We start from the raw sequence: 20,930 nt of genomic DNA, 5'->3' as shown, positions 1-20,930 counted from the left end.
GGAGAGACATGAAGAAGATCATGGTGGCAGTATCGCTCGCGGTCTTGCTCGGCGGCGCGGCGGTCGCGCAGACCGGCGGCACGAAGGGATCGACATCGGGCGGCGCGGCGTCCGGATCGCTGCCGCAGGCACCCGTGGGCCATCGCCAGCCGCGCGTCGGCGACGTGCCCAGCGAGAAGAACCTGAGCGACCCGAACGATCCCCTCAGCAAGGAAAATCAGGCGCTCGACAAGAAGATCAAGAGCATCTGCCGCGGCTGCTAGGCGCCGGAGCAGCGGGCAGGGTGCGACAGCCTCACCCCGCCCGCGATCGTTCGGTCAGGCGGAGCGCTCGTGCAGCCCTGCGCGTTTGGTGTTGCGCCGGATCTCGACCGCGTCAGCGAGCTGTTTGAGCACGGTTGCCGTGGTCGCCCAGTCGATGCATCCGTCCGTGATGCTCTGGCCATAGGTGAGCGGCTTCCCCGCCACCACGTCCTGGCGTCCGGCGACGAGATTGCTCTCGACCATCACCCCCATGATGCGGTTCTCGCCGCCGGAAATCTGGCCGGCGATGTCGGCTGTCACGAGCGGCTGGTTTTCCGGCTTCTTGCTCGAATTGGCGTGGCTCGCATCGACCATCACGAGCGGTGCGACGCTCGCTTTCGCCAGATCGTTGCAGGCCGCTGCGACGCTTGCCGCATTGTAATTCGGCGTGCTGCCGCCGCGCAGGATGATGTGACAATCCTCGTTGCCCGCGGTTGAGGCGATCGCCGAGCGGCCGAGCTTGGTCACCGCCATGAAATGATGCGGATTCGAGGCCGACTTCACCGCGTCCGCCGCGATGCGCACATTGCCGTCGGTGCCGTTCTTGAACCCCACAGGGCAGGACAGCCCCGAGGCCAGCTCGCGATGGATCTGGCTTTCGGTCGTGCGCGCGCCGATCGCGGCCCAGGACACGAGGTCGGCAATGTATTGCGGCGTCGTCATGTCGAGGAATTCGGTGCCGGCGGGCAGGCCGAGATTATTCACGGCCGAGAGCACGTTGCGCGCCAGCCGCAGGCCCTTGTTGATGTCGAAGCTGCCGTCCAGATCAGGATCGTTGATCAGGCCCTTCCAGCCGACCGTGGTGCGTGGCTTCTCGAAATAGACCCGCATCACGATTTCAAGTTGATCGGCAAGCTCTTCGCGCAAGCTCGCGAGGCGCTCGGCGTATTCGAGCGCGGCCCTGGGATCATGCACCGAGCAGGGGCCGACCACGACCAGAAGCCGGTCGTCCTGGCCATTGAGGATCGCGTGGATGGCGTTGCGTGCCGCCATCACCACGCGCGTCGCGGTGAGCGTACGCGGGACTTCCCGCATCACCTCTTCAGGCGTGCTCAGTTCTTTCAGTTCGCGGATACGAAGATCGTCGGTCGTGCTCAGCACGGCGGGCTCCTTGTCATTTTGAGACCCTGCCGGCCAATAAAAAAGCCGCCAGGTCTGGCGGCTGTTCGGACTAGATGCTGCAATTTGTCAGATTGAGCGTGATCCTCCCACCGCCAGCGAGCTGTCGTAGCTAAAATACCAATAAAAGCTGGTGGTGACGGTGATCATGGCCAGTCATATAGCGCGCGATCGGCGGGTTGTCACCCCCTAAGCGAGGTGAGGATCACGGGGCGCCTCAACTGTTGCTTTTGCGTGCCGCCAGCGCCATGCCGATCAGCGTGGCGCCACCGAACAGCAGGTTGATGCCGACGAGGATGCCGATCGCCCATTCCGCCGAGCTCGGCAATCCCGTGATCACCATGAACGAGATCGCGATATCGACGAGGCCCGAGATAAGAAGCCACGACCAGCGGCCGCCCGGCTCGCGGCGGTGCTCCAGCGCGTACATGATGGTGGCGATGCCCTCGGCGAGGAAATAGGCGCCGAGCACGATGGTCAGCGTCAGCACGGCCTGCATCGGTCGCGCCAGCAGCAGCATGCCTGCGAGCACCGCGAGCGCGGCCGAGATCAGCGACCACCAGAAGCCCGGCGTGCTGCGCGCCCAATAGGTGGCGATCAATCCGCCGATGCCGCTGATCAGGAACATCCAGCCGAGGAAGATCGCAATCGCAAGGCTTGCGAGCGGCGGCAGGATCAACGCGGCAACGCCGAGCACTGCAAGCAGGATGCCTTCGAACAGGAAGGCCTTCCAATGTGCCTTGACCGTCCGGCTCATGGCGGATTGCAGCCGGGAAAAATCCTCAGGCGATGTCATGGGCGGGCTCCGGATCGACAGGTGTGTGCTCGATCCAGTCTAGTACGTGCACACCGCGCTTGCCATCCCGCGGCTCAGCCGCCGCCGTGCGCCGACGAAAAACCTTCGCCGCTGGTGCGGATGCGGTTGCGCCCGAGAACATAGATCGCGGTCGTGACGATCAGAAGTGCGAGGCCGAGCAGGATCGAGACCAGGCCGATCGGGATCAGGGCCAGGGTCAGATTGCGCTCGGGGTTGATGAGCCAGTGATGGATTGAGGTCAGCACGAAGGCGAGCCCGAGAAAGCCGACGCCGCCGCCCGCGAGCAGCAGCGCCCACATCCGGCGGAGCTGGCTGAGGCGCTCGCGCGCGACCTCGGTCCGGGGCGCGTGATGGCGCGCGACGCGCCGCACCAGGCGGATGGCGAAGGCGATCGAGCTGAAGCCGATCAGCAGGCTCGCGCCGCCCAACCACATCCGCAGCGTCGGATCGAGATCCGGCATGCGCTGGAGTGTGAGCAGCGGGAAGTCGAACGCCGAATGCAGGGCGAGCGGGCCTGCGAAGATCAGCAGCCGGCTGGAGAGACGGGCCCAGTCGCGATGATGGCGGTTCGCACCCAGCGCCGTGCCGGCGCGCGCGATGGTCAGATAGGCGCCGGCGATGATGCCGAGCGCGCCGTGGAATGGCACGGTCAGCACGCTGCGCAATGCAGCCAGCGAGCGCCACATCTCCGCGTGCTGGACGAGATAGGCGAGGTTCTCGTAGGCGGCGAAGCCCAGGCCGACCGCAGCGCCATAGACCACGGTGTCCATCGGATTGGCGAAGGTCCGCCGCTTGGTCGAGGCGACCAGCACGATCGCGATCACCTTGACCGCTTCCTCCGGCAGCGCGACGCCGAAGATCGAATGCATGGCCAGCGCCGCCCACGGGTTGTCCGGAGCCGCGACCATTTTGGCGAAAGGGGCGCGGGCCAGGCCCAGCAGCGAAATGCTGGCCGCGCCGAGCAGGAACGCGGTCCAGACCTGGGCCGGCGGTCCCGGGCGTTCCTCGGCGGCAATGACAAGCCACAGCATCAGCAGCGCCGGGGCAATGGCGGCCGTTCCGATGACGGTGGGTAAAGCTTCAATCAGGTACATCGGCGCCGAAAATAGGTTCCCTTGATCCGCTTATCCACATTGCCCGATGCGACCTTGTGTCATGCGCTTGCTGTCGCGTCGCTTAACAAGCGCGACAGCCTACGTTCATTAGGACGGTCGCCGAGGTGTAGAATATGGAGCGCAATCAATCGCATGACAGAACCACCTCGTCGTTTCTGACAACGGTCGCGCGCCTGTCATCGGATCGCGATTGGTAAGTCAGATCAAGGCAATGTGCAGGTTTCTTCGATTCACGATGAACGTGTCGCCGCGGCAAGTCCAGAGCCGGGATTGCCCCGTGCGGGCTATGCACGGCCGGGCGACGGCCTAGTCACGCCTGGTCGCGCGGGATGGCGACGCGGTCCGGCGGGCCCGGAGTTGCTCCACCTCCCAGAAGGCGCGTATGAGGCACGTGCCGAGGCAGAGCACGATGAGCAACAGCAGGAAGGCCTGATCGACGGCGGGGATGTGGGTCATGGCAATGATAAAGCAACCGCTATGCCACCGCGTTCCTTCCCGGCCTGCACCACGTGCAGGGCTGCCGCTCCCAAGCCCGCTTTGACTCAATGCGTGGTGAACGGCGGCGGTGCGTCGGGCGCCACGTCGAAAGCGCCGAGATGGAATTCCTCGCCGATGGACGCGTCCGGCTCGGAATGCTGCGCCATCAGCGTGAACGCTGCCTGCGGGTATTGCTTCCAGATATCGAGATCGCCGGCGGTGATGGTGAGCCAGCCGAAGGTGTACATGTAGCGTCCCGGCTCGGTGACCCGGCCGACCTTGTCCCAGGTGATCTTATCGACCGTGATCTTGTCGACTGCCATTCGGTCCCCCGATCGCAAGTCTGCAAATGATGCCCGGCACGAGGCGCGGACCTTCAAAAGCTTATCTCGAAATAGGGCTGCGATAGGGCGGCGAGGCCGGCGGTTCAGGCCGATTGCAGCATGGGCGAGCGGACGATCAGCCGGACGACGTCGTCCCGCGACTGCTTTTCCGCGAATTTGACAGCAAAGCCGTTTTCGAATTTGCGGATCACGCGCCCGACACAAGCGCCGACCGCAAGCGGAGTTCCCACTGGCGGATCGTATTCGCAGGATATGGCGACACCGGCCGTGGAGACGTCGATGATGAAGCAGGCATGGGTGTTGCCGTCGGCGAGCGTCAGGAAGGTGTGCGCGACCTGCGGAACGAAGCGCGCGTCATTCCGCAGCTCCTGGACACTGGCGTCCTTTTGCTTCTTCTCGAGCCAGGTCAGCTTTTCCGACATCCAGGCGCGCCGGGCCCGCGTCATGTCGAGCTCCATCAGGAAGCCCGATTTCAGCGTCGCGCTGATGGTGCACTGGAATTCGCCAAAGTCCTGGAAGTAGGAGGTCACGCGCTCGCCGACTTTGCCGACCACGGGAACGTCGACCATCATGCGGAACGGCGAGACGCGGCTGGTGCGGCAGGCGAAGGTCCGGAGCTTGCCCTCGCAATCGTACCAACGCGGCAGCGAGTAGCTGCCACTCACGGTGACTTGCACGGCACGCTGTCTGAGGAATTCTGCGACGGACATGGGCGCCAATCGTGGTTCGGAGGGTTCCGTAGTTCCACGGTAGCAATCAAATTCTAAGCAAATGATACCGGCGCTCACGAGCAGGGGTAAATTTTTGGTAAATGCGCCGGTCGAGACAGGCGGCATAGCGCCGCGATTATCAGTCCCGTGACCTCACGATCGCGTCATCCGAGCAGCACCAGCAGGGCCAGCACGCCAAGGGCCATGACGAGCTTGATCGTCGCGCAGGCCACGCTGCTCGGTCTTCTCTCAAATCCGAACCACGGCAATGAATGCTGCATCGCGCGCGTTGCGACTGCTTCGACGATGGCGAACAAAAGAGCGATTCCGGCGAGGAAGGACCACGATGTATCCGGAAGCATCCATGTCGAGAGCGACGCGGGAACGGACGCTTTCAGCGATGCCAGCAGCGCGAACCATCCGAACAGGGATACGAAGCCCTTGATGATTTCGGGCCCGATCGTGCCGGGCTCGATACGGATGCCGATCTTTCCAAGAGCGAGTTCGATGCGCTCGCCATCGCTGAAGAAGAGGAAGGCGCCGAGGTAGAGCGGAACGCGCGACTGAAACAGGAGTGCGATGATGCCGAACAGCACGGCGTAGCCGTAGGCGTCAGCGAGAATGTTCGTGCCGGCCGTAGGCGACGGCGCAGCCGTGGCCCGAGGCAGCGATCTGGCGCGCGCCATGTGCTCCAGCATTCTGGCGCGCCGTTCCGGCGCGTAGGCTGCCGTCCGGTGGATCCATGGCGGCGGCGCCGGCGAGGCAATCCCGGCCTGGTCGTCCGAGGGAGATTTATGCTGCGCCATGGGCCTGCATCTGGTTCCGTCTGGACATTGGTCGGAGGCGAGGGGGAAGGAGGTTCATTGCGAGGGCGGCAGATTTCGCCGCGTCATCCAAACGTCCGGATGATGGCGCTCCCTAGCGGAATCGAACCGCTCTCTCCACCGTGAAAGGGTGGCGTCCTAACCGATAGACGAAGGGAGCAAACCCAGGGCCCCGCCGCTTTTCGCGGCACGGCCGCTGGCCGCCCGAGTCATGCCCGGCGGCTGCAGCGGGCGAACCTATAATGGCCTTTGGCGCCCTGGGCAAGCCGTTCGGGAACGGTCTTTTGGCACCGGTGGAGCCTCCCACCCCGGATCAGTCGCGGGCGAATTCAACGGTTTCTTAGGTTCCCTAAGCTAGCGCTGGGCTGGGGAGAATTTGAGCCGATGCCACCGCCCAAGAAGCGCGCAGCCCGCAAGTCGCTGTCGCAGCATGCCTGGATCACGCTCGACGGCGGATTCGCGGCACGGCAATGCCTGGTCCAGGACATCTCCGCCACGGGCGCCAAGATCACGCTGGACGAGGATGCGAGCCAGCTCCCGGGCGTGATCCGGATGGCATTCGCACGCGATGCGCGGACCGGGCGGAGCTGCCAGGTGGTGTGGCGCCGCGGCAAATCGGCCGGCATCAAGTTCATCTGAAGCGACCCCCGATGGCGCGCGGCGCCGGTCCGGGCTAGAACGGCCCGCATGCGTGCGCCGCTCCTCATCCTGATCTCGTTGCTGACGACGTCCGCGGCCGCGGCGGAAGCCTTGCGTCTCCCGCCTGCGGAGCGCCCACAGGCCGGCAAGGACTTGCCGCTGAAGGGTGCCGGCGGGAGCGCGAAAGCGGGCTCTTGCGCCGCCTATGGCCGCGGCTTCCATCTGGTCGAGAGCACCGGCACCTGCGTCAAGATCGGCGGCTCGATCAGCATCGAGACCACGGTCAGGCGCTGACGTCGATGCCGCCGGACATCATGCGGCCCGAGATCATCGTCCCGTTCGTGATGTATTGCGCGCTGCTGTGGTGGGTCGGCCGCGGCCTGAGCTGGACCGCGCGGCTCGCCACCGCGGCCGTCACGCTCGTGCTGATTTTCTGCGTGCTGCTGTTCGAGCGCGGCTGGCCTTAAACAAAAAACGCGAAAACAACCCCATGCACAGTAGCCGCCACCTCCCGGCGGCGCGCGGCGAAGTGCGGATTCATCGTGCTCTCAACGGAGTTTAGGCCGCATCACCGCTCACGACATCGGCGGTGCCACAAATTGCGCAAAACCGGGCCGTTTGCCGAGCTCGGCGAGCCAGCGCGTCAGATGCGGCTGCGCGGGCCGGGTGATGCCCTCGACGCCGAGCCAGCGCCGCGCATAGGCGCCGATCGCAATGTCGGCGAGGGTGAACGCATCGCCGTCCATGAACGGACGCGTGGAGAGCAGACGGTCGGCGATGGCCCAGACCTCGGCGGCGGCATCCGCATCCTTCTGCAGCTGGATCATGTCGCGCTCGGCGGGCGGCGTGCGCACGAGGCCCCAGAACACCGGGCGGTCGACCGGCTGCACCATCGACAGCGTCCAGTCGAGCCAGCGGTCGACGCTGGCGCGCAGCTTCGGCGCCTCGGGATAGATTTGCGTGCCGCGCCCGTGCGCGAGGCAGAGATAGCGCATGATCGAATTGGATTCCCACAGCGTGAAGTCGCCCTCGACCAGCGTCGGGATCCGCGCATTGGGGTTCATCGCGAGATAGTCGGCCTCGCGGGTCTTGCCGAAGGCCATGCCGGCGTCGATGCGCTCGTAAGCCAGGCCGAGCTCGGCGAGGCACCACAGCACCTTCTGCACGTTGACCGAATTGGCGCGGCCCCAGATCGTCAGCTTTTGGTCCGGCACATCATCCTCCCCAAGCTTTTCTTGGTGTCGTAGCCCGGATGGAACGAAGCGCAATCCGGGGTGCTTCGGCAGCGTCAGTCCCGGACGACGCGTGCGCTCCACCCGACAAGCGCGGGTGATAGCGGAATCCACTGCGGCGAGCGACGCGCGATTGCGCCGATCCTCTCATGCAAAAGGTCCGCATGCAAAAAGCTCCGCCTGAGGCGGAGCTTTCGTGCAGGGTCAAGTTGGTCAGGCGATCAGCGGCCGAAGAACAGCCATAGCAAGATGATCACCGGGATCGGCACACCCAGCATCCACAACAAAATTCCGCGTCCCATCGCGTCCTCCTCCAATTGCATTGTCGAAGAGAGAACGCTGCTGGCACGGGCTTGTTCCAGCGGCGAGCCTACCAATGGCCGGTGTTCGGCATCGACGACCACGGCTCCTGCGGCGGCTTCGGGTCACCCTTCTGCAAGATCTCGATCGAGTGCAAATCCGGCGAGCGGACGAAGGCCATGTTGCCGTCGCGCGGCGGACGGTTGATGGTGACGCCGGCCTTCATCAGCTTCTCGCAGGTGGCGTAGATGTCGTCGACCTCATAGGCGAGATGGCCGAAGAAGCGATCTTCGCCATATTTTTCCTCGTCCCAATTCCAGGTGAGCTCGACCAGCGGCGCACCGCGAGTCTGCGGCTGCTTCTTCAGCGCCTCAAGATCGTCCGACGAGCACAGGAACACCAGCGTGAAACGCCCCTTGTCGTTCTCGATGCGCCGCACCTCCGTCAGCCCCAGCGCATCCTGGTAAAACTTCAGCGCGACATCGAGATTGCGCACGCGCAGCATGGTGTGGAGGTATCGCATGGTTGTTGCTCCCTTGAACGGATGGGGTTTTGCTTTGGGCCGAGACGGCGGAGAAGGAGATAGCAGGAAATTGGGGGGAGGGGCAAAGGGTGGGTGCACGTGTGCGTGAGGGTGAAGCCCGCTGATGAAGCAAATCAGCCGGCGACTTCAATGCACTTTCACCGCAAATCCAGTGCCGCACACGCGCCACCGGCAACGTATGCGGGCCGGTCTGCTGCCGCGGCCTATTGCGCCGCGAGGCGCTTTCCGGCCTGCTCGATCGGCGGCATGAAGAGCGATACTGCGGTGCCTTCGGGGTCACGAAACTGGAACGTCTTGTTGCCCCATGGCATCGTTTTCAGCTCATGAACCAGGGTGACCTTGTCTTTCAGGCGCTCATACTCCGCATCGATGTCTTCAACCTGAAACTCGATCACGGCGGTGCGGTTTGCGCCGGGCTCGGCACTGTTTTCTTGCCAGAGCGCGACCGTCTCGGCAGCGCCGATTGCCAGGTTGGCGCCCGGCGTTACGATCTTGGCGAACACCGGCGCGAGCCATTCGGCGGAAACTCCGGTGACCATTTCATAGAACGAGACCATGATGTTGATGTCGGAGGCGATCAGGCGAGTGGAGGCGAACTTCATGGCATGTCCTTTGGTTGACCGCAGATTTGAGCGGCATCGCGGGGCTCGTCGCACACCGCTGCTGCCACCCTGATGTCAGCAGTCACGATGCCGTGCCGAGCGCGCGAACTACGGGCATGAATTGCGATGGCAATGCTGGACTGCGCCTCAAGTGAGACACGATGATCCCGGTGAAAGGGCTGGACTGCACCGTCACCGCAATTTTAGAGTCACATGGGCAGCGCGCCAGTTCGTTCGAGGCCTAAGCCCAGCCTCCAAGGAAGACGGGCCCCGTGATGACTCAACGCTTGGGCGTCCAGGTATCGAAGTTGCCGTCCTTCTTACCGACAGCTCTGGCCTTCTCAACCGAGATGCCGTCGCGGCAGGCGATGTAGGACTGAACCTGGGCGTTGGTCCCGGCTCGCTTCGCAACCCACATGTCACGCGTGAAGCCGTTCTTTGCCATGCAATCGAGCGCATGAGGGGTGCTGTTCGAGGCGGCGTGGGCGCCGATTGTTGACAGCAGCAATGCGGAAACAGCGATAATTGTTTTCATGAAATCTCCCAATGAAGCGCCTGTACAATAGCCGCCGTAAACAAAGCTACAAGGCGCTGTTGTCAGAACGCTCAACTTTCCAGATAGTCGATCGTTGGAGACTCTTCAGGTCGCTGGAGGTCGGGGCGTCGCGCCGGTCGACCGAAGGGGGACTCAATTGCAAGCTCCCGGGAGATATTGATGCGTTTTAGAACGGCACTTTTGGTTGCTTCACTCGTGGCGCCGTGGTGTGCGGCTCCGGACACGGCAAAGGCTGCGGGCAGCATGACGCTCTGCCTGCAGGCTGGCTTCTCGCAAGCCTGCTGCAAAGCCGAGGAAGCGAAGGGCGGTTTCAACGGTGACGGTGCCGATGCCTCTGCGCGCCGCTGGAATAGTCTTGCTATGTGCAAGAGCGGGAGTGCGCAGAAGATCAAGCGCTAGAAGACGAGCCCCTTCACGCGAAGCACCTCCACAGCGCTAACCGGGCCCTCAGAACGGTGATCCAAAACCGCGGAATTTGGCCACCTCACTCACGGGTGGACAGGCTTGTTTAGCCGTTGGCAGATGAACTCCTCGCGGAGATGACGCGACTAACCGCCATGGCCAATATTCTAGGCGAGCTTCTGTTCGCACTTATCCGCTCGATTGTTGCTGGATGGGCGTATGCGCTCTGGGTCAAACTGGCGACATGGCTCGAGCCGAAAATCCAACGGCGTTGGGTGAAGGTTGCCGTAGGAGGCCTCCTCGGCCTGGCAGCCTTTTTTATGATTCCGATACTGATGGGGCTGTTGGGCCTTTGAAGACAATGAAATCCGTTCTCATCCCCGCACTGGCAATCGGGGCGCCCGTCTCGACGGTGCTGCTCGTCATGGAGCAGCTCACCGACTACTCCATCGCTGTGATGGCATGGGAGATGCCGGGCATATCCGCAGCTTATCTTTTCTGGGGAGCTGTCGGCAGTTCCGTTTTCCTGGGCATCGCCATCACTTGGGCCGTGAATGCCATCGTTTACGGGGCGCCCGCCTTCGTCGTCCTCACGGTCGTCAAGCTGGCAATTCGCGGTTCGCCGAAGTGACCTGACAATGACGGTGATGCCAGATATCTACTTCTCGAGCCCGGCCTTCTGCCGCATCGTATCGATTAGCTCTGAGGCCTCTGCCTTGGTCAGATCCTTCTTGGGCAGCTCCTTGTGGGCCTGCTCGGCGAGGGTCTTGAGGTAAGATTCCTGGGCACCGGTCATCGGGTCGTCGCCGGAGACCCAATCCTTCGGATCCTTTTGGGTGTTGTCCGCCATCTTGTTGTCAGTCACGGCGATCTCTCCTTTTCAGGTTCAATGCCGGCTGACGCCTTTTGTTCCTTATTTGTTCGTGGCTGACCCATGACGCAGCAAGGGCCGCACTTGCCCCGATTCAGCGTCGGGAGATGATCACGGAACGGCCGGCAGCGATCGGCGTCTGCGCATGAGACCTATCTTGCGACTTGCCTTGCGCCCCCAATCGAGGATCGGTGCCTCAACCGCGACATGCAAGGCGGCGGCGAGACCGATGGAGAGCAGGATGCCGGCGATGATTGTCCCGACGATCGACAGACGCCACAGTCCGTCAAAGCTGGCGATCCATTTCACCACCAGATAATGGACGATATACAGCGCGTACGAAATCTTGCCGAGCCATTGCAGGATCGGTGAGAAGGATCGTCCTTCGGTCTCGACAGCGATCACAGCATGGATCAGCAATCCCGCACCTACGCCATAGGTCAGGACGCGCGCGAACTGCGCGTCGATCGCGCCGTGCACGAAAATCCAGTACCAGCCGGCCACGAACAGGCCCGCGGAAACGGCTGGGAAGTGGCGCGAAAAGCGCAATCGTCCGCTTCTCTGGAGATAGGCGATGACAACGCCGGCACCGAATTCCAGCACCAGCGGATGAAAGTAGATCCCGAACTCAAGGCCGAAGACGAGAGCAAGAATGACCAGGCCGAATCCAGCGAACAAGATCTCGAACAGCCGGTCCGGCTTGATCGCCAAGACGACCGCGACGGCGACATAGAAGTGCAGTTCGAAAGCCAGCGACCACGCCGGCCCGAGGTACCAATTCGGATATGTCCATGCGAAGATGGTTCCGAGGTCGAGAGCGGGGCGGTCGCCCGGCGCCAGCGCGATCCAGGAAGAGCTGATAAACGCCGCCAGCAACACCAGCCAATAGAGCGGAAAAATTCGGAGCGCCCGTCTGAAAGCGAAATCCAGCGGGTTGTGTTGTGCCGTCGCCGTGGTCGCGATGATGAAGCCGGAGATCACGAAGAAGATGTCGACGCCGCTCGCGAGAATCGTCAGCGCGCCCTCGGCGAGCTCGGGGCCGACCCTATCGGGTCGCGCACTGATTGCGTGTCCGCAGACCACCGACAGCGCAGCGACCCCGCGCATCGCCTGTATACCCGCGAAGATCCGCACCAAGCCCCGCCACGTTTATTGATACGCAATCTAGGCGAGAAACCCATTAAGGAACAGTTGCGCTGATGCGATAGAATGGCTGCTGGATGCGCTGGCGATGAGACATGCATCTCAAGGCGGATACATTTTGCTGAGCCTGTCATCGAAGGCACGACCATTGACGGCGTTGCCCTGCTATGCGGGTGCTTCTCAGCGGCGCCTGAGCAAGCGCCTCATCCTTCGAGACGACCGCTTCGCGGCCCCCTCAGGATGAGGCTCAGCTGCATCCGTCTCCGTTGAAGTGCTGCCGCCTACTCATTCCTCATCCTGAGGGCCCGCCGCAGGCGGGCGTCTCGAAGGATGGCCGCAGTCGAGCTTCCAGCCACATGTTTCTTCATGTGCGAGAGTCCCGCACGCGACGGCGCGTGAATCGAAAAACCGCCCCCGATTGCCGGAGGCGGTTCTCGAAAATCTGGCCAGAGAATTATCGCGACCGATATTCGCTTCGCGCGAGACGCCCTAGTGACCGGTGCCGGGCTTGGTCGTCTTTGGCGGCTTGCCGTCTTCGATCCGGCCTTCGTTGCGCAAGTCGCGACCTTCCTGGGCCTTCTTCTGGCTCTCGCGGGATTTGCCGTGTTCGTTCATCTCTTCTTTGATGAATCCGGCGCCTTCCTTCACTTTACCTTCAACGCTCATGACGATCTCCCTTGCTGGAGATGGGGCAACTCGCGGCGAGACCTGACCGTTCCGGTGCGCGCACGATTGTGAGGCGTGCATTGGCGACAGGTTCCAAAAAGATCCGCGTCATGATGGGTCATGAAATGGCCGCGCCGCCTTGTGGGAAGCGACGCGGCCGGGAAGCAAGCCGTACAGGAAACCGGCTTACTTCATGTTGCTGCGGGTCCTGGTGCCGCCCTGGTCGCTGCCGGGGCCGGAGCCGCCTTGGCCGGAGGCGTCGGGCCTCACCATTCCGCCCTTGCCCATGCCGTCATGGCTCATGCCGGTGGTGCCGCTCCTCATCGTGCCCTTGTCCGTGTTGGTCATACCGGGCTTCTGCATGTTGTCGGTCTGCGCGGCGGGGCCGGTCTGGTTCTGCGCAAAGGCGGAGCCGCACATGAGGCCGAGGGCGGCGGTCGCAATGACGAGCTTCTTCATCTCAAACTCCTGGTTGGTTGTGTGGGCCAACGGGAGCGCAGAAACCGTGTTCCTAAAACAAGGTGTTCCGGAGTGCAAAAATTCTCGTCTGCAACGAGGGTACTTTCGGTTCTGATTGACTCAGAACCGCTCCGGATTGTTGTGACGCGTTTTCTTCGCGCGAACTTGAAAACGCCCTACGCCGCAAGCCGCTGGTCGGTCGGGCCCGTCAGGTGCTTGAGCACTTCCGCATGCTCCAGGTCGGGAACCGCAATGGCCGTGTGGCTGTAGCTCGCATGGGTTCGTGAGTTTGCAATCCGGTCCAGGATCTCGCCGCCCTTGATGACGTGGAGGCCCATGCCCTCTCCGGACGGGAAGATCGCGAGCACCACGTCATAAGCCGTGATGACGGCCCGAAGCGCTTCGGCCTTGTCTTCGGCAATTTCGACGAACACGCGAACATCGGCCGCGAGTTCACGCAGCTCGTTAAAATCCAACACTTTGGGGTACTCCAACGCAACGATACTGAGAGGAGCTTGGAGGCGTTAGGTTACTGAAGTCTCAACGGCCTATGCCCAGCCACAGGTTTATCGACCAGGCGCCCCCGTCAGGCCGATAGACGCGCGGGCGTTGCCGCCTGCTCGGCGATGCGCCGGCACGGGAAGGACATCTGGAGCGGGGAGGGACGAAGCGCGCCTCGTACCCATACGGGCGTCACGCGATACACGCGTGACTTATGCGCGCTTTACTTGGCGTATCCCTGGGAGCGGAGCCACGCGATCTTGCGGTCGCCGTTGATCCAGTCGTCGGCGTCTGCCTTGCTGGTGAAGCCCTTGATTTCGCGCTGTTCGCTGTCCGGGTAATCCGCCAGGATTTTCCAGTCGTTGTCTGCAATGCGGACGGTTTTGAAGGTCACTTTTGTTTTTGCCATGCCGCATTATGCAGGAGATGGCCGGAAAAGAGAACCTGCCTTGTGACGGTCACCGGTGTGGCCCGGGCGCAGACCTCGGGGGCCAGCCTGATCGGCTTTGCGCGGCCAGGTCCCCGAAAAGGCGAAAGCCCCGCCTGGGGGAAGCGGGGCTCTCCGATGGGGGTGAAGCTTGGGGACTTCAAAGAGTTAGACGCCTCCGGGAGAAAATGGTTCAACGCGAAAACGGCGAAGGCTGCGGCATCGTTCCCACGGCGTCCGGCCCCCCGCAGAACCCCTGCTTGCGTTTTGGGCGTCGATGGGTTCTAAGCCCCGTCACTTCATGAAAGTTGGCATGAATCAGAAGCGCGTTGCGCGGTTGGACCGCGTCCTGAGCAAAGCCTGCTCGCGCGCACAGAAGGAAATTCAGACATGGCGAAGATGACCAAGACTCAGTTGATTGATGCAATTGCCGAGGGCACGCAGCTGTCGAAGAACGACGTGAAGTCGGTCATCGAGTACATGGCGACCGTTGGCTACAAGGAGCTCAACGAGTCCGGCGAGTTCGTCATTCCCGGCTTCGTGAAGATGTCGGTGGTGAACAAGCCGGCGACAGAAGCCCGCATGGGCGTCAATCCCTTCACCAAGGAGCCGATGCAGTTCGCGGCGAAACCGGCGAGCAAGTCGGTGAAGGCCTCGCCGCTGAAGGTGGCCAAGGACTCCGTCTAAGGGCTCGCTAAGGGTTCGCATTTTCGTTGCGGCGGCTCCTTTTTGCGGAGTGCTGCCGCGGAGTGCTGCAATGACTGCTTGCTTGTGCTGAACCAATAAGGAACTCTGGGCGATCGTCAGGCTTTGCTTCCGAGAGGGAGAAATCACATGACTGGTCTCAGCGAAGTAGAGATTCGAAATCGGGCCTATCACCTCTGGAAAGAGGCCGGCGAGCCTGCGGGCACGATGGACACCTTCTGGTACGAGGCCGAAAAGGAGCTTCTCGCCGAGCGGACCAAGCAAGGCGAAGTGCCGCCTGGGATGACCGACAATCTGCCGGTCTGACTGCGATGGTCTAAGAGGCGAGCGTCGACAGTTCTCAAAGCAGCCACCCGGCGTAACGCCCGGGTGGCTGCTTTGCTGTTCGGGCCACCGCTTGGATGGCGACCGCCTTAAAGAAAAACCCCGGGCTTAGGGACCGGGGTTCTTCAAGCTGGCCGCCCGCGTCGCGACGTGCCGCCAGCACCACTGAATTCGGCTTGATAACGTGAGACGGGAAAATTCGTTCCGGCCGCTAGTCCGGCGACACGGACACGTCGATGATCGCCGGCGTATCGACCTTGCGCTCGCGCCAGACGACGAGATCGCATTTGGGATTGAGCCACTGATATTCGGAGCCGCGCGCCTTCAGGTGCGCGAGCGCTGCATCATGTGCGGCGGTCCGGTCCGGCGCTTCGACCATGATCTCCACGGTCTCCTCGATCTGACGCACCACCTCGACGGCGTAGAATTTTCTGGTCACGGTCCCTCGCTCCGGAATGACTAACGGGGAGGGCGATGGCGCGTTCCCCAAAAGAAAAACCCCGCGCTTTCGCATGGGGTCTTCTTGGCTGGCGACGATGGGATTTCAGCGCCTGGCCGCCGGCCGCGTTCTCGCACTTAAGGTTGAAAACCCAAAAAGCAACCGCGGCGGCGCGCGGAAGCCTGAGGCGATGTGGCCGGCGAATTTTGCGGGGAGGGGCTGGACTTTTTGTTCTTATTTTGTTCTAGTGGGGCATCCCTTTTGGCAGCGACATTGATTTGGAGGTGCCCATGACTGTCGAGAAACAACGCGAAGTGATCAGGCTCTGGAATCAACTCAGGAAACTCGACGGCCCGGCCGCGGAAGAACTCCGCATCCAGATCCTCGAATGCTTTTCGGAGAAAGATCTGTCGGGGAAGGGCACGGCGAAGCGAGCGGCGTGATGAGCGTCGCACTACGTTGATGATAACGGGCCATCTTCCCCCACCTTCACCGATCGTTAGGAATCGTTTTGCGCTGATTTCTCGACTCCGATTCGTTCCTTGCGAACGAAATGGAGTCGGATGCAGAACAAGCCGTGCCTTCTGTGTCGATGCGGGACACGCGCTTCCAAACCAAGCCAGCGTGATGCTTCGCACGGTCCCTCCCGCGTGTCCTCGCTACGAGATCAGGCGAAGGAGACGCGACATGGATGCGTGCTGGTTTCTTGAGATGTTCGCCGAGATCGCGAAAGTGTTTTGGTATGATCGGCATCCGCGCTTGCGCAAAGGCAGGCCGTCGGTGCCGCAGGTGTCGCCGCGGTCGAAATCCCAAGACGCGATGTGAGTGCGCGATCGTTGGCGACTGCGCTCGTTTGTGTGCAAACGAAATGTTAAGATTTGCTTCGCGTCGATTTCTGCGATTCCGATTCGCTCTTCGAGAACGAAAGGCGGGCGAAGCTGGAACAAAGCCGGATGGCGGATCGCCAGAAGCTCCGCAGCCTCGGCTTTCGCGCGGGCTTGAGGCGGCTCGCCGACTTCTGGAGACGCTTCGCGCACTCCTAACGGAAGCTTGCCGCGAAGCCGATAACCGTATTCGGTTAGGTTAAAAGCGCGATCGCATTGCGCTTGCCGCTGCTTGGGATAGGTGTGTCTGGCGACGTCTGGAAACGACTTTGCCAACAAGCAATTTTGCCAAGAACGAATTCATGACACCTTTTTCAGAACCGAGCTTTTATCAGGGCGACCGCCACACCTATCGGCGCGTTGCCATCGTCGGCACGCTGTTCTGTCTGGCTTTCGTGGTGATCAGCGTCTCGCTGCGGCCACAGCTCGAGGAGACGCGTGTCGCGGTCAAAGCCGACAGGCTGATGCGCACGGCGGGCCAGCCACCGCACACGAATTAACGGTCCTCGCCGGAGATCTGATGGTCGGCGCAATTGCCTGGGCAGGCGGTGCCCCGCGAGGCGAGCGCCACGAAGCCGGCATAGCCGGACAGGTTGAGCAGGACTTCGAGCCAAACGGGCATGTCGGCCTCTTTTCTCCCTGAAGGCTACGCCAACGTGCGCGCGAAGCGCATGTTCCCGGACAAGAAGGCGCCGCGCCTCAAAGCGGGGTGGTGGGGTCGAGCCGCCGGCCGAGGACGCCTACGGACTCGCTCGACGGCTGCTCCTTAAGGAACTCGGCAATAGCCCGCGCCAGTTCGCCGTCGCTCATCGGCGTCGATGGCGGGCGCAGCGTGCCGACACCGAAACTGCGGACGATCTCGTCGTAATGCTGATCGCCGGATTTGGGAACGAGCCTCCGGATACGGGCCAGCAGCGTGGATATCGGCACTTTAGCCTCCTAGGCGCTCCCCGCTGGCAGCAATTGGGCTGCGTTGCCAATTTGCTGTCCGTGAAACTGAAAACCCCGCCAGCATTGGTGATGCTGACGGGGTCTTCGTGCTGTTGCCTCAACCGGATGGCAGAGGCATCCGCACTTGCACAAACAATTCGCGGAACGCGCGCCTGTTCCATGCGTGGCCGGATTTATTCCGAGCTCGGTTCCACAAGCTTGCGCGCAACCATCGCAACGCGCCGGCGTTGTCCATCCGAGATACGAAGGAGGAGATTCATGATGAGGAAGACACTGGCAGTTCTGGCTACCGTTGCAGCCGTCGGCCTGACCGCGGTTGCGGCGCCTGCGCCCGCCGAGGCGCGCGGCCGCGGTATCGGTCCGGGCCTCGCATTCGGCCTCGCCGCCGGCGCCATCACCGCGGGCGCCGTCGCCGCGTCGCATCCTTACGGCTATGGCTACGGCTACGGCCCGGGTTATGGCTACTATGGCGGCCCGGCCTATGCTTACGGCCCCGGTCCGTACGCCTATTACGGCGATGGACCGTACTACCGCCGCCACCATTATTACCGTCACTGGTAACGCCTGAACAAATGAAAAGCCCGGAGCAATGCTCCGGGCTTTTTTCATGCTCGGTGATCTGGTGTCGTTACGGCCAGAGCGAGGGCCGTTCCACCTTGCGCGCGTTGTCGAGCGTCGACACGAAATACTCTTCACGTTCGCGCTTGAATTTTTCCTGCGTGGCACGGAAGGCGGCGACACGGGCGGCGATCTCTTCGCGTTCGCGGATTTTGCGTTGTTCGTCCTCGGTCATGTCAAATCCCCTCTGCACGTGAGTATGTGTCCTACTGAACTCAAGCACTGCCGCCGCAATCACGTTGAGTCGCGTCAACACATGCATTGGCGCTTCTGATTGGGGCGTCAATGGGGAGGAGGCATTGCAGGATTGTGATAAGCGAGGGTCGGAAAAAATTGCCGACCGTGCCTTGCGCGGCAGTGGATAACAGCGTCAATAATCTTGTCGCTTGCGCATGTTGCAGCTAGCGCAAAAACAAATCACCAACCGATCAGCAGAACCAATCGGCCAAACCAATCGGCAAAGCAAAACGGGAGGCCGCGTTGATTGCATCGGATCTTCGCAGCGGCGTCGAGCGTCTCGGCGACATGATCGCCGAAGCCAAACGGATCGTGCCGTTCACCGGCGCCGGCATCTCGACCGAATGCGGCATCCCCGACTTCCGCTCGCCGGGCGGAATTTGGACGCGCAACCGCCCGATCCCGTTCGACGAGTTCGTCGCCAGCCAGGAGGCGCGCGACGAATCCTGGCGCCGGCGCTTCGCGATGGAGGAGGTCTTTGCGGCGGCCAGGCCCGGCCGCGGCCATCGCGCGCTCGCCTCACTCTACCGCGCCGGCAAGGTTCCCGCGATCATCACCCAGAACATCGACAATCTGCACCAGGCCTCCGGCGTCGCGAGCGACCACGTCATCGAACTTCACGGCAACACCACGTATGCGCGCTGCATCGGATGCGGGCAGGCCTATCCGCTTGATTGGGTGAAGCGCCGCTTCGACGAGGAGGGCGCCGCGCCCAACTGTCCCGTGTGCGACGAGCCGGTGAAGACCGCCACGATCTCCTTCGGCCAGACGATGCCCGAGGATGAAATGCAGCGCGCCACCGCGCTGTCGCAAGACTGCGACCTCTTCATCGCGATCGGTTCCTCGCTGGTGGTATGGCCGGCCGCGGGCTTTCCGATGATGGCGAAGGAAGCAGGTGCACGCCTGGTAATCATCAATCGCGAGTCCACCGAGCAGGACGACGTCGCCGATCTCGTGATCCGCCACGACATCGGCGAAACGCTCGGGCCCTTTGTCGGTAATTGAGGCAGCAATTTGATTCGCGGCTGTGCAAGCTGTTCATAGGTTCCGGCGAATCTCTTTTTTGTCTATGCGTCGCAACCGGGAGTGTTATCTTTTGAGTCGAAAGATTCGCGTCGCGTCGAGTTGAGAAGATTCTCTAAAGACGCGTGATTCGGCGCCGCCATTCAGGCGGGTTGCATGGCATGTGTGGGGTCCGGGGTTATGGGGTCGTCCGACGGATTTGAGTCCAAGAAGGTCGGAGTTCCCGCGGTGGGTGAACACGGCGGTGGCGGTCGCGACAGCGCTCTCAGTCCATTCACCGGACTTGGTGAGAGCAGCGCCAACCTCGTCGAGGTTCACGGCGTCATCAAATGGTTCGACGCCTCAAAGGGCTACGGCTTCATCGTTCCCGACAATGGCTGGCCCGACGTGCTCCTGCACGTTACCGTGCTTAGGCGCGATGGCTTCCAGACCGCCTACGAGGGCGCCCGCATCGTCGTCGAGTGCATCCAGCGGGCCAAGGGCTACCAGGCGTTCCGCGTCGTCTCGATGGACGAGTCGACTGCGATCCATCCGGCGCAGATGCTGCCGCCGCGCACCCATGTCACGGTGACGGCGACCAGCGGGCTGGAGCGAGCCCAGGTCAAATGGTTCAACCGGCTGCGCGGTTTCGGCTTCCTGACCTGCGGCGAGGGCACGCCCGACATCTTCGTGCACATGGAGACGCTGCGCCGCTTCGGCATGACCGAGTTGCGGCCCGGCCAGTATGTGCTGGTCCGCTTCGGGCCCGGCTCCAAGGGCATGATGGCGGCAGAGATCCATCCCGAGACGGGATCGCCGGTCTCGTCCCACTAATTCTATTCCCGCGATCGTGAGCAGAGGCGCGCTGGCTGACCGGCGCGCCTCTGGCTTTTCCGGCGATCGCCACGTAAGGACTGGTCCAGTCCCACGCCTCGAGAGCCATCCATGAATTTCGATCGAAAGGCCGTCTTCGCCGTTGCGAAGGGCTGGCTCGCCGCCATCCTCGTCATCGCCGGCTGTGCCGTCGCGAGCGCCCCCGTCCGCGCCGCCAGTTTCCAGCCGCTCGAGATCGTCACCAAAAACGGCGTGCAGGTGTTCTCGGTCGAGATCGCGACGACCGAGGAGGAGAAGCAGACCGGCCTGATGTACCGCAAGGAACTGGCGGACGGCAAAGGCATGCTGTTCGACTTCAATCCCGAGCAAGAGGTGTCGATGTGGATGAAGAACACCTATGTCTCGCTCGACATGATCTTCATTCGCGCCGACGGCCGAATCCTGCGCATCGCCGAAAATACCGAGCCGATGTCGACAAAAATCATCTCATCCAGGGGGCCCGCGCGGGCTGTTCTGGAGGTGGTGGCAGGGACGGCGCAGAAATATGGCATCCGCGCCGGCGACCGCGTCGGCCACCCGCTGTTCGGCAGCAAGTAGGCGGGTCAAGGGGCTATTGGCAGGGCTATTGCCCCCGTCCTGAGGTCTTTTGGGAAGCTTGCTGGTGCCGTTGGAAGGCTTGCTGGCGCTTTGGGAAGCGTGTATCGACGGGGCTCGCCGGACATTCGGGGTATAGCGCAGCCTGGTAGCGCGGCAGTTTTGGGTACTGCAGGTCGTTGGTTCGAATCCAGCTGCCCCGACCAACTACCCCGTGTCCAGACCGGAGACATAGGTAACAGGTCGTACCTAAGACATGGGTGACAACCTCGTGCCGAACGGGTTGTCGAGG

The 20,930-nt window shown here is 62.4% G+C and carries 37 protein-coding genes and 2 tRNA genes; 16 read left to right on the top strand and 23 right to left on the bottom strand.

Translation table 11 applies throughout. From position 1 onward, the window contains the following. The first annotated feature begins 8 nt into the window (after window positions 1-8). On the top strand, window positions 9-263 hold the full coding sequence (locus tag AC0L3K_RS08280; protein WP_007591425.1) for a hypothetical protein: 255 nt from the start codon (window positions 9-11) through the stop codon (window positions 261-263). Window positions 264-317: 54 nt separating this feature from the next. Here AC0L3K_RS08280 and AC0L3K_RS08275 read toward each other — a convergent pair whose 3' ends face one another. From AC0L3K_RS08275 to AC0L3K_RS08245, 7 genes are all read right to left on the bottom strand, one after another. After that, window positions 318-1,403, bottom strand: a complete 1,086-nt coding sequence (locus AC0L3K_RS08275) for a 3-deoxy-7-phosphoheptulonate synthase (protein ID WP_007591423.1) — start codon at window positions 1,401-1,403, stop codon at window positions 318-320. A 235-nt stretch (window positions 1,404-1,638) separates the two neighbouring features. Beyond that, on the bottom strand, window positions 1,639-2,217 hold the full coding sequence (locus AC0L3K_RS08270) for an HdeD family acid-resistance protein (protein WP_007591421.1): 579 nt from the start codon (window positions 2,215-2,217) through the stop codon (window positions 1,639-1,641). A 74-nt stretch (window positions 2,218-2,291) separates the two neighbouring features. Then, on the bottom strand, window positions 2,292-3,332 hold the full coding sequence (locus AC0L3K_RS08265) for a PrsW family glutamic-type intramembrane protease (protein WP_007591420.1): 1,041 nt from the start codon (window positions 3,330-3,332) through the stop codon (window positions 2,292-2,294). A 563-nt stretch (window positions 3,333-3,895) separates the two neighbouring features. Continuing rightward, entirely contained in the window at window positions 3,896-4,153 is a 258-nt protein-coding gene (locus tag AC0L3K_RS08260) for a hypothetical protein (protein ID WP_007591419.1), read from the bottom strand. A gap of 104 nt (window positions 4,154-4,257) precedes the next feature. Next, the gene (locus AC0L3K_RS08255) at window positions 4,258-4,884 is read right to left on the bottom strand and encodes a pilus assembly protein PilZ (protein WP_007591418.1); all 627 of its coding nucleotides are present in this window, start codon (window positions 4,882-4,884) and stop codon (window positions 4,258-4,260) included. 164 nt (window positions 4,885-5,048) lie between these two features. Further along, window positions 5,049-5,690, bottom strand: coding sequence for a hypothetical protein (locus AC0L3K_RS08250; protein ID WP_473365751.1), 642 nt, complete (start codon window positions 5,688-5,690; stop codon window positions 5,049-5,051). A gap of 103 nt (window positions 5,691-5,793) precedes the next feature. Then, a tRNA-Glu gene (locus AC0L3K_RS08245) sits at window positions 5,794-5,868 on the bottom strand. Between the two features lie 224 nt (window positions 5,869-6,092). On the opposite strand from AC0L3K_RS08245, the gene AC0L3K_RS08240 reads away from it, so the two are divergent. From AC0L3K_RS08240 to AC0L3K_RS08230, 3 genes are read left to right on the top strand one after another with little or no spacing between them, the layout of a single operon-like run. Then, window positions 6,093-6,347: a PilZ domain-containing protein gene (locus AC0L3K_RS08240; protein WP_007591415.1), complete on the top strand. Its 255-nt coding sequence runs from the start codon at window positions 6,093-6,095 to the stop codon at window positions 6,345-6,347. 48 nt (window positions 6,348-6,395) lie between these two features. Further along, on the top strand, window positions 6,396-6,641 hold the full coding sequence (locus tag AC0L3K_RS08235; protein WP_007591413.1) for a hypothetical protein: 246 nt from the start codon (window positions 6,396-6,398) through the stop codon (window positions 6,639-6,641). Window positions 6,642-6,646: 5 nt separating this feature from the next. Beyond that, window positions 6,647-6,814: a hypothetical protein gene (locus AC0L3K_RS08230; protein WP_007591410.1), complete on the top strand. Its 168-nt coding sequence runs from the start codon at window positions 6,647-6,649 to the stop codon at window positions 6,812-6,814. 108 nt (window positions 6,815-6,922) lie between these two features. On the opposite strand, the gene AC0L3K_RS08225 is transcribed toward AC0L3K_RS08230, so the two are convergent. The 5 genes from AC0L3K_RS08225 to AC0L3K_RS08205 form a co-directional block, all read right to left on the bottom strand. Beyond that, on the bottom strand, window positions 6,923-7,561 hold the full coding sequence (locus AC0L3K_RS08225) for a glutathione S-transferase family protein (protein WP_007591409.1): 639 nt from the start codon (window positions 7,559-7,561) through the stop codon (window positions 6,923-6,925). Between the two features lie 239 nt (window positions 7,562-7,800). Next, on the bottom strand, window positions 7,801-7,983 hold the full coding sequence (locus tag AC0L3K_RS08220; RefSeq protein WP_157158543.1) for a hypothetical protein: 183 nt from the start codon (window positions 7,981-7,983) through the stop codon (window positions 7,801-7,803). Beyond that, window positions 7,950-8,402, bottom strand: coding sequence for a VOC family protein (locus AC0L3K_RS08215; protein ID WP_007591407.1), 453 nt, complete (start codon window positions 8,400-8,402; stop codon window positions 7,950-7,952). The genes AC0L3K_RS08220 and AC0L3K_RS08215 overlap by 34 nt, the downstream gene beginning before the upstream one ends. A gap of 224 nt (window positions 8,403-8,626) precedes the next feature. Further along, window positions 8,627-9,025, bottom strand: a complete 399-nt coding sequence (locus tag AC0L3K_RS08210; protein WP_007591406.1) for a VOC family protein — start codon at window positions 9,023-9,025, stop codon at window positions 8,627-8,629. 280 nt (window positions 9,026-9,305) lie between these two features. Next, window positions 9,306-9,560 carry a hypothetical protein gene (locus AC0L3K_RS08205; RefSeq protein WP_007591405.1) on the bottom strand — a complete coding sequence of 85 codons (255 nt, stop codon included), beginning with the start codon at window positions 9,558-9,560 and terminating at the stop codon, window positions 9,306-9,308. Window positions 9,561-9,740: 180 nt separating this feature from the next. Here AC0L3K_RS08205 and AC0L3K_RS08200 point away from each other — a divergent pair, with 180 nt between their 5' ends. The 3 genes from AC0L3K_RS08200 to AC0L3K_RS08190 all read left to right on the top strand — a co-directional run bounded on the left by AC0L3K_RS08200 (window position 9,741) and on the right by AC0L3K_RS08190 (window position 10,614). Beyond that, the gene (locus AC0L3K_RS08200; RefSeq protein ID WP_007591404.1) at window positions 9,741-9,980 is read left to right on the top strand and encodes a hypothetical protein; all 240 of its coding nucleotides are present in this window, start codon (window positions 9,741-9,743) and stop codon (window positions 9,978-9,980) included. Between the two features lie 116 nt (window positions 9,981-10,096). Then, complete coding sequence (locus AC0L3K_RS08195; RefSeq protein WP_245285858.1) at window positions 10,097-10,339, top strand: hypothetical protein; 243 nt, start codon at window positions 10,097-10,099, stop codon at window positions 10,337-10,339. Between the two features lie 5 nt (window positions 10,340-10,344). Further along, on the top strand, window positions 10,345-10,614 hold the full coding sequence (locus AC0L3K_RS08190; RefSeq protein ID WP_219680235.1) for a hypothetical protein: 270 nt from the start codon (window positions 10,345-10,347) through the stop codon (window positions 10,612-10,614). A gap of 27 nt (window positions 10,615-10,641) precedes the next feature. Here the strand turns inward: AC0L3K_RS08190 and AC0L3K_RS08185 are convergent, their stop codons facing one another. The 6 genes from AC0L3K_RS08185 to AC0L3K_RS08160 all read right to left on the bottom strand — a co-directional run bounded on the left by AC0L3K_RS08185 (window position 10,642) and on the right by AC0L3K_RS08160 (window position 14,032). Then, a complete protein-coding gene (locus AC0L3K_RS08185; protein WP_219680320.1) occupies window positions 10,642-10,833 on the bottom strand; it encodes a DUF3072 domain-containing protein in 192 nt (63 codons plus the stop codon). Window positions 10,834-10,965: 132 nt separating this feature from the next. Further along, on the bottom strand, window positions 10,966-11,988 hold the full coding sequence (locus tag AC0L3K_RS08180; protein ID WP_311985791.1) for an acyltransferase family protein: 1,023 nt from the start codon (window positions 11,986-11,988) through the stop codon (window positions 10,966-10,968). 498 nt (window positions 11,989-12,486) lie between these two features. Beyond that, complete coding sequence (locus AC0L3K_RS08175; protein ID WP_007591393.1) at window positions 12,487-12,663, bottom strand: hypothetical protein; 177 nt, start codon at window positions 12,661-12,663, stop codon at window positions 12,487-12,489. 186 nt (window positions 12,664-12,849) lie between these two features. Further along, window positions 12,850-13,122 carry a hypothetical protein gene (locus AC0L3K_RS08170; protein WP_007591383.1) on the bottom strand — a complete coding sequence of 91 codons (273 nt, stop codon included), beginning with the start codon at window positions 13,120-13,122 and terminating at the stop codon, window positions 12,850-12,852. 176 nt (window positions 13,123-13,298) lie between these two features. Continuing rightward, a complete protein-coding gene (locus AC0L3K_RS08165) occupies window positions 13,299-13,601 on the bottom strand; it encodes a hypothetical protein (protein ID WP_219680230.1) in 303 nt (100 codons plus the stop codon). 245 nt (window positions 13,602-13,846) lie between these two features. Next, window positions 13,847-14,032, bottom strand: a complete 186-nt coding sequence (locus AC0L3K_RS08160; protein WP_007591378.1) for a hypothetical protein — start codon at window positions 14,030-14,032, stop codon at window positions 13,847-13,849. A gap of 408 nt (window positions 14,033-14,440) precedes the next feature. Here AC0L3K_RS08160 and AC0L3K_RS08155 point away from each other — a divergent pair, with 408 nt between their 5' ends. Beyond that, a complete protein-coding gene (locus tag AC0L3K_RS08155; protein ID WP_007591377.1) occupies window positions 14,441-14,737 on the top strand; it encodes an HU family DNA-binding protein in 297 nt (98 codons plus the stop codon). A 147-nt stretch (window positions 14,738-14,884) separates the two neighbouring features. Then, entirely contained in the window at window positions 14,885-15,061 is a 177-nt protein-coding gene (locus tag AC0L3K_RS08150) for a DUF2934 domain-containing protein (protein ID WP_106943511.1), read from the top strand. 229 nt (window positions 15,062-15,290) lie between these two features. Here the strand turns inward: AC0L3K_RS08150 and AC0L3K_RS08145 are convergent, their stop codons facing one another. Next, a complete protein-coding gene (locus AC0L3K_RS08145) occupies window positions 15,291-15,518 on the bottom strand; it encodes a hypothetical protein (RefSeq protein WP_219680227.1) in 228 nt (75 codons plus the stop codon). 290 nt (window positions 15,519-15,808) lie between these two features. Between AC0L3K_RS08145 and AC0L3K_RS08140 the strand changes: the two genes are divergently transcribed. After that, a complete protein-coding gene (locus AC0L3K_RS08140) occupies window positions 15,809-15,961 on the top strand; it encodes a hypothetical protein (protein ID WP_219680224.1) in 153 nt (50 codons plus the stop codon). A 216-nt stretch (window positions 15,962-16,177) separates the two neighbouring features. On the opposite strand, the gene AC0L3K_RS08135 is transcribed toward AC0L3K_RS08140, so the two are convergent. Beyond that, complete coding sequence (locus AC0L3K_RS08135) at window positions 16,178-16,681, bottom strand: hypothetical protein (RefSeq protein WP_219680221.1); 504 nt, start codon at window positions 16,679-16,681, stop codon at window positions 16,178-16,180. A 23-nt stretch (window positions 16,682-16,704) separates the two neighbouring features. On the opposite strand from AC0L3K_RS08135, the gene AC0L3K_RS08130 reads away from it, so the two are divergent. Beyond that, window positions 16,705-16,902 carry a hypothetical protein gene (locus AC0L3K_RS08130; RefSeq protein ID WP_007591364.1) on the top strand — a complete coding sequence of 66 codons (198 nt, stop codon included), beginning with the start codon at window positions 16,705-16,707 and terminating at the stop codon, window positions 16,900-16,902. On the opposite strand, the gene AC0L3K_RS08125 is transcribed toward AC0L3K_RS08130, so the two are convergent. Next, the gene (locus AC0L3K_RS08125) at window positions 16,899-17,024 is read right to left on the bottom strand and encodes a hypothetical protein (protein ID WP_007591362.1); all 126 of its coding nucleotides are present in this window, start codon (window positions 17,022-17,024) and stop codon (window positions 16,899-16,901) included. The two genes, AC0L3K_RS08130 and AC0L3K_RS08125, sit on opposite strands and share 4 nt — an antisense overlap. 77 nt (window positions 17,025-17,101) lie before the next feature. After that, on the bottom strand, window positions 17,102-17,332 hold the full coding sequence (locus AC0L3K_RS08120) for a hypothetical protein (protein WP_007591360.1): 231 nt from the start codon (window positions 17,330-17,332) through the stop codon (window positions 17,102-17,104). A 282-nt stretch (window positions 17,333-17,614) separates the two neighbouring features. Here AC0L3K_RS08120 and AC0L3K_RS08115 point away from each other — a divergent pair, with 282 nt between their 5' ends. Continuing rightward, window positions 17,615-17,914 (top strand): hypothetical protein, encoded by a 300-nt coding sequence (locus AC0L3K_RS08115; protein ID WP_035992730.1) that lies wholly within the window; start codon window positions 17,615-17,617, stop codon window positions 17,912-17,914. Window positions 17,915-17,981: 67 nt separating this feature from the next. Here the strand turns inward: AC0L3K_RS08115 and AC0L3K_RS08110 are convergent, their stop codons facing one another. Further along, on the bottom strand, window positions 17,982-18,146 hold the full coding sequence (locus tag AC0L3K_RS08110) for a hypothetical protein (RefSeq protein WP_015686271.1): 165 nt from the start codon (window positions 18,144-18,146) through the stop codon (window positions 17,982-17,984). Between the two features lie 305 nt (window positions 18,147-18,451). Here AC0L3K_RS08110 and AC0L3K_RS08105 point away from each other — a divergent pair, with 305 nt between their 5' ends. The 4 genes from AC0L3K_RS08105 to AC0L3K_RS08090 all read left to right on the top strand — a co-directional run bounded on the left by AC0L3K_RS08105 (window position 18,452) and on the right by AC0L3K_RS08090 (window position 20,844). Further along, window positions 18,452-19,213, top strand: coding sequence for an SIR2 family NAD-dependent protein deacylase (locus AC0L3K_RS08105; protein ID WP_007591358.1), 762 nt, complete (start codon window positions 18,452-18,454; stop codon window positions 19,211-19,213). Window positions 19,214-19,411: 198 nt separating this feature from the next. Then, window positions 19,412-20,044 carry a cold-shock protein gene (locus AC0L3K_RS08100; protein ID WP_018457757.1) on the top strand — a complete coding sequence of 211 codons (633 nt, stop codon included), beginning with the start codon at window positions 19,412-19,414 and terminating at the stop codon, window positions 20,042-20,044. Window positions 20,045-20,155: 111 nt separating this feature from the next. Further along, complete coding sequence (locus tag AC0L3K_RS08095) at window positions 20,156-20,641, top strand: DUF192 domain-containing protein (RefSeq protein ID WP_007591354.1); 486 nt, start codon at window positions 20,156-20,158, stop codon at window positions 20,639-20,641. A 126-nt stretch (window positions 20,642-20,767) separates the two neighbouring features. Further along, window positions 20,768-20,844 (top strand) — tRNA-Pro (locus AC0L3K_RS08090). Window positions 20,845-20,930 lie beyond the last annotated feature (86 nt).

It is taken from the genome of Bradyrhizobium sp. MI1.10, assembly GCF_055811035.1.
Note: the sequence above shows the minus strand (reverse complement) of the source record. Positions and strands in the feature narration are given on the sequence as shown.

Bases quoted from the DNA above. Each gene is read 5' to 3' on its own strand.
- AC0L3K_RS08100 (WP_018457757.1), top strand. From the start codon at position 19,412: ATGGGGTCGTCCGACGGATTTGAGTCCAAGAAGGTCGGAGTTCCCGCG.
- AC0L3K_RS08260 (WP_007591419.1), bottom strand. From the start codon at position 4,153: ATGGCAGTCGACAAGATCACGGTCGATAAGATCACCTGGGACAAGGTC.
- AC0L3K_RS08160 (WP_007591378.1), bottom strand. From the start codon at position 14,032: ATGGCAAAAACAAAAGTGACCTTCAAAACCGTCCGCATTGCAGACAAC.
- AC0L3K_RS08265 (WP_007591420.1), bottom strand. From the start codon at position 3,332: ATGTACCTGATTGAAGCTTTACCCACCGTCATCGGAACGGCCGCCATT.
- AC0L3K_RS08140 (WP_219680224.1), top strand. From the start codon at position 15,809: ATGACTGTCGAGAAACAACGCGAAGTGATCAGGCTCTGGAATCAACTC.
- AC0L3K_RS08190 (WP_219680235.1), top strand. From the start codon at position 10,345: ATGAAATCCGTTCTCATCCCCGCACTGGCAATCGGGGCGCCCGTCTCG.
- AC0L3K_RS08240 (WP_007591415.1), top strand. From the start codon at position 6,093: ATGCCACCGCCCAAGAAGCGCGCAGCCCGCAAGTCGCTGTCGCAGCAT.
- AC0L3K_RS08250 (WP_473365751.1), bottom strand. From the start codon at position 5,690: ATGGCGCAGCATAAATCTCCCTCGGACGACCAGGCCGGGATTGCCTCG.
- AC0L3K_RS08110 (WP_015686271.1), bottom strand. From the start codon at position 18,146: ATGACCGAGGACGAACAACGCAAAATCCGCGAACGCGAAGAGATCGCC.
- AC0L3K_RS08125 (WP_007591362.1), bottom strand. From the start codon at position 17,024: ATGCCCGTTTGGCTCGAAGTCCTGCTCAACCTGTCCGGCTATGCCGGC.
- AC0L3K_RS08200 (WP_007591404.1), top strand. From the start codon at position 9,741: ATGCGTTTTAGAACGGCACTTTTGGTTGCTTCACTCGTGGCGCCGTGG.
- AC0L3K_RS08155 (WP_007591377.1), top strand. From the start codon at position 14,441: ATGGCGAAGATGACCAAGACTCAGTTGATTGATGCAATTGCCGAGGGC.
- AC0L3K_RS08270 (WP_007591421.1), bottom strand. From the start codon at position 2,217: ATGACATCGCCTGAGGATTTTTCCCGGCTGCAATCCGCCATGAGCCGG.
- AC0L3K_RS08175 (WP_007591393.1), bottom strand. From the start codon at position 12,663: ATGAGCGTTGAAGGTAAAGTGAAGGAAGGCGCCGGATTCATCAAAGAA.
- AC0L3K_RS08230 (WP_007591410.1), top strand. From the start codon at position 6,647: ATGCCGCCGGACATCATGCGGCCCGAGATCATCGTCCCGTTCGTGATG.
- AC0L3K_RS08210 (WP_007591406.1), bottom strand. From the start codon at position 9,025: ATGAAGTTCGCCTCCACTCGCCTGATCGCCTCCGACATCAACATCATG.
- AC0L3K_RS08130 (WP_007591364.1), top strand. From the start codon at position 16,705: ATGACACCTTTTTCAGAACCGAGCTTTTATCAGGGCGACCGCCACACC.
- AC0L3K_RS08255 (WP_007591418.1), bottom strand. From the start codon at position 4,884: ATGTCCGTCGCAGAATTCCTCAGACAGCGTGCCGTGCAAGTCACCGTG.
- AC0L3K_RS08150 (WP_106943511.1), top strand. From the start codon at position 14,885: ATGACTGGTCTCAGCGAAGTAGAGATTCGAAATCGGGCCTATCACCTC.
- AC0L3K_RS08215 (WP_007591407.1), bottom strand. From the start codon at position 8,402: ATGCGATACCTCCACACCATGCTGCGCGTGCGCAATCTCGATGTCGCG.
- AC0L3K_RS08185 (WP_219680320.1), bottom strand. From the start codon at position 10,833: ATGGCGGACAACACCCAAAAGGATCCGAAGGATTGGGTCTCCGGCGAC.
- AC0L3K_RS08170 (WP_007591383.1), bottom strand. From the start codon at position 13,122: ATGAAGAAGCTCGTCATTGCGACCGCCGCCCTCGGCCTCATGTGCGGC.
- AC0L3K_RS08235 (WP_007591413.1), top strand. From the start codon at position 6,396: ATGCGTGCGCCGCTCCTCATCCTGATCTCGTTGCTGACGACGTCCGCG.
- AC0L3K_RS08205 (WP_007591405.1), bottom strand. From the start codon at position 9,560: ATGAAAACAATTATCGCTGTTTCCGCATTGCTGCTGTCAACAATCGGC.
- AC0L3K_RS08280 (WP_007591425.1), top strand. From the start codon at position 9: ATGAAGAAGATCATGGTGGCAGTATCGCTCGCGGTCTTGCTCGGCGGC.
- AC0L3K_RS08115 (WP_035992730.1), top strand. From the start codon at position 17,615: ATGAGGAAGACACTGGCAGTTCTGGCTACCGTTGCAGCCGTCGGCCTG.
- AC0L3K_RS08095 (WP_007591354.1), top strand. From the start codon at position 20,156: ATGAATTTCGATCGAAAGGCCGTCTTCGCCGTTGCGAAGGGCTGGCTC.